General features: G+C 44.1%; 2 protein-coding genes, 6 tRNA genes, 1 rRNA gene and 1 pseudogene. 9 read left to right on the top strand and 1 reads right to left on the bottom strand.

Annotated elements, in window-relative coordinates:
* The 7 genes from AC1DSE_RS33160 to AC1DSE_RS33130 all read left to right on the top strand — a co-directional run.
* Positions 1-185: ribosomal RNA gene (locus AC1DSE_RS33160) — 23S ribosomal RNA — on the top strand; the annotation flags it as partial.
* A gap of 151 nt (positions 186-336) precedes the next feature.
* A tRNA-Met gene (locus AC1DSE_RS33155) sits at positions 337-413 on the top strand.
* A gap of 23 nt (positions 414-436) precedes the next feature.
* Positions 437-512, top strand: a tRNA-Val gene (locus tag AC1DSE_RS33150).
* 35 nt (positions 513-547) lie between these two features.
* Positions 548-624 (top strand) — tRNA-Asp (locus tag AC1DSE_RS33145).
* 16 nt (positions 625-640) lie between these two features.
* Positions 641-716, top strand: a tRNA-Phe gene (locus AC1DSE_RS33140).
* A 38-nt stretch (positions 717-754) separates the two neighbouring features.
* A tRNA-Tyr gene (locus AC1DSE_RS33135) sits at positions 755-839 on the top strand.
* 15 nt (positions 840-854) lie between these two features.
* A tRNA-Lys gene (locus AC1DSE_RS33130) sits at positions 855-930 on the top strand.
* 148 nt (positions 931-1,078) lie between these two features.
* On the opposite strand, the gene ssuE is transcribed toward AC1DSE_RS33130, so the two are convergent.
* Positions 1,079-1,633 (bottom strand): NADPH-dependent FMN reductase, encoded by a 555-nt coding sequence (gene ssuE / locus AC1DSE_RS33125; protein WP_477512233.1) that lies wholly within the window; start codon positions 1,631-1,633, stop codon positions 1,079-1,081.
* 189 nt (positions 1,634-1,822) lie between these two features.
* Here ssuE and AC1DSE_RS33120 point away from each other — a divergent pair, with 189 nt between their 5' ends.
* Both AC1DSE_RS33120 and AC1DSE_RS33115 read left to right on the top strand, forming a co-directional pair.
* Positions 1,823-2,770, top strand: coding sequence for a glycosyltransferase family 4 protein (locus tag AC1DSE_RS33120; RefSeq protein ID WP_076270766.1), 948 nt, complete (start codon positions 1,823-1,825; stop codon positions 2,768-2,770).
* A 174-nt stretch (positions 2,771-2,944) separates the two neighbouring features.
* Positions 2,945-3,238 (top strand): annotated as a pseudogene (locus tag AC1DSE_RS33115) (PucR family transcriptional regulator); the annotation flags it as partial.

Below are 3,238 nucleotides of genomic sequence, written 5' to 3'. Positions count from 1 at the left end.
GAGCACCGCTGGGTAGCCAAGTACGGACGGGATAAGCGCTGAAAGCATCTAAGCGTGAAGCCCCCCTCAAGATGAGATTTCCCAGTATGTAAGACCCCTTGAAGACGACGAGGTTGATAGGTTCGGGGTGGAAGCACAGCAATGTGTGTAGCTGACGAATACTAATCGGTCGAGGGCTTATCCTAAACACGTTTACTGTGACCCATACATCCAGTAGACAGCAGCATAAAGGCTTCAGCAAGCCTAATCTTTCGTATCCAGTTTTCAGGGCGTAATGTTCTGACTTTGCAAGCGTCCCCGAACGCTGCAATCGACAACTATTCGGGGGACAAGCGTGGCGGTGTAGCTCAGCTGGCTAGAGCGTACGGTTCATACCCGTGAGGTCGGGGGTTCGATCCCCTTCGCCGCTACCATTACCTTTTTTATCGTAACATCTGGAGGATTAGCTCAGCTGGGAGAGCATCTGCCTTACAAGCAGAGGGTCGGCGGTTCGATCCCGTCATCCTCCACCATATGTACTTATTCGGTTTTATGACCGGATCCACTTGGAGCTGTGGTGTAGTGGCCCAACATGCCTGCCTGTCACGCAGGAGACCGCGGGTTCGAATCCCGTCAGCTCCGCCATTTTTCTTTAAAGTAAGGCTCGGTAGCTCAGTCGGTAGAGCAGAGGACTGAAAATCCTCGTGTCGGCGGTTCGATTCCGTCCCGAGCCACCACTTTATTTTTCGTTACGACGAGAAATAAGTAATAGTATGGAGGATTAGTGAAGTGGCTAAACACGGCAGACTGTAAATCTGCTCTCTCTGAGTTCGGTGGTTCGAATCCATCATCCTCCACCATTTCTTTTACAGCAAGAGCCATTAGCTCAGTTGGTAGAGCACCTGACTTTTAATCAGGGTGTCGTAGGTTCGAATCCTACATGGCTCACCATTTTTTTTCTAAACAAACCTATACAACCGTAGATCTTAGGATCTGCGGTTTTTTTGTTTGATTATAATCGAAATAAAAAAGAGTTTGCCCATCAGTAAAGTGGACAAACTCTTTTTTTGCATAGTTAAAACCAGATAATGAATGAATCTTAGTTTTTACTCCGTAGATTCAATTCATAAGCAAGCTCGTTTACCGTTTCGTTTAGACGAAGTTTAAGTTCATCATTTAATTCAAATACTGGAGCTTCATTTGGCTCTTGTGAACGCTCGATTTGGGAATCAACGGCATACACTCCGCTAACATATAATTTCGCGCCCATGGATGCGAGTACCGGCTTGAGGGAATAGTCAATAGAGAGTAGATGAGCGATGGTGCCGCCGATAAACAGAGGAGCAATGATTTTACCATCAAGTCCTTTCTGCGGCAGTAGATCTAGAAACGTTTTTAGAACGCCTGTATAAGATGCTTTGTAAACTGGGCTTGCAATAATAACAGCATCTGCATTCTCGACAAGCTGATTGGCTTCTATAATAGCAGGGCTGCCAAAACGAGCGTGAATTAGATCTTCGGCTGGCAAAGAAACCACGGTTATGGTATCAACCGAAAGATGTTTTGTTATCAATTGTTGCTCTACGTACTGTGTTATGCCATTTAAACGAGATAAAGCATTTGGACTGCCTGAAATAATTACAATCTTGGACATGGGTGCACTCCTCTTTTTCAAATAAATAGTAGAAAATAAAATTACATTAATCCGATAAGTAAACTTTGAATAGATAGTACCATGGCAGATGTTATTTGGTCAAACAGGTTTGATTTGTTTCTTGTATTTTATCGATATAAGGGAACAATGTATACATATAGGAATGAAATAGAAAAAGGGGTAGTTGCAATGGTATACGGATTAGCGGTTTTAATTAGCTTCGCGATCGTATTTGCAAGCGTACCACCGCTTCGTGTATTTGCGCTGCGACTTGGTTTTGTCGATCGTCCTAATCAGAGAAAAATACATAACAAGCCGATCCCTCTCATGGGTGGCGCGGCTATTTTTGTTGGCTGCATCGTTACGATGTTTATTTTTATCGGGTTCACTCCGCTCACTTGGACCATAGTTACGGGTGGAACCGTGCTCGTAATTATTGGACTTCTTGATGATGCGTCAAAGGCAAAAGGGAAAGACTTTCCGATATGGCCGCGTGTCATCCTCTATATGGGTGCTGCGTCAATCCCAAGCTTATTTCATATCAAAATTGCGGGTATTACCAATCCGTTTACACATTTGTTTATTTCATTTCCCGATTGGGTATCGTGGCTGACAACGATGCTATGGGTTTTCGCGTTAATCAATATGATCAACTTTATTGATGGCGTAGATGGGCTGGCTTCAGGGGTATGTACGCTGTCAGCACTAACGCTATTGACGGTGGCGCTCGTCAAAGGTCAGCCAAGCACCGCTATTCTTGCCATTATTGTAGCCGGAGCATGCTTTGGTTTTTTGGTTCATAATTTTTATCCAGCCAGAATTTTTATGGGTGACGCAGGAGCAACCTTCCTAGGCTTTACGCTTGCTGTAATTGCTGTTGATGGAGCGTTTAAGAAAGCAACATTCATTACCTTGCTAGTTCCATTACTGGCGCTTGGATTGCCTATATTTGACACGGCTTATGTCATGCTGCGCAGGCTTATAAGCGGTAAAGGCTTGCATCATGCGGACAAGCTGCATACGCATCATCTTTTGATGAAATGGGGACTGAGCCAGGTTCAAACGGTTTCGTTTCTATATTTAATTGCTGCGTTATTCGCACTCTTGTCAATCATTCTTTTACTGGTAATAGGCTGAATTAAGCAAGCTCTTGTGGTACAATGACGGGAAAAAGCGTTATTCCACAAAAAGGTGCGAATAAACTTTTTTTACTTATTAATCCGCTTATATGGAGCTGCTAATCGCAATAGGTGTCCTCCCATAGGAGGAAGCACGCAGCCGCAAATGCTTGTGGAGATTGGAGATAGAGAAATGAGCACGACAGACTGGTTGAAGCCGCTGAAGCACATTTTGAACTGTCCGGTACATGCTGTTTCGAAATCTATAGCGGAGTGGAACGATTTAATTAGCAATGCTGATGTGGTGTGGTTAGGCGATCATATAGGATCTTCTCCTATAGAGGGCCAACGCGTAGAAAAAAACGAAAAAACGTGGATTGTCATTTCATCTGCGGAATATGAAGTGGATTTATTAGAAATCGATTGTCCATCGCTTCAGGCAACAGAGAAGGAACTGATAAGCTGGACATTGCAGCTTAACCGACCG

The organism is Paenibacillus sp. 01L418, assembly GCF_056400045.1.
The sequence above is the reverse complement of the archived record's forward strand: the minus strand, read 5'-3'. Positions and strand labels throughout refer to the sequence as shown.

Bases quoted from the DNA above. Each gene is read 5' to 3' on its own strand.
- AC1DSE_RS33120 (WP_076270766.1), top strand. From the start codon at position 1,823: ATGGTATACGGATTAGCGGTTTTAATTAGCTTCGCGATCGTATTTGCA.
- ssuE (WP_477512233.1), bottom strand. From the start codon at position 1,633: ATGTCCAAGATTGTAATTATTTCAGGCAGTCCAAATGCTTTATCTCGT.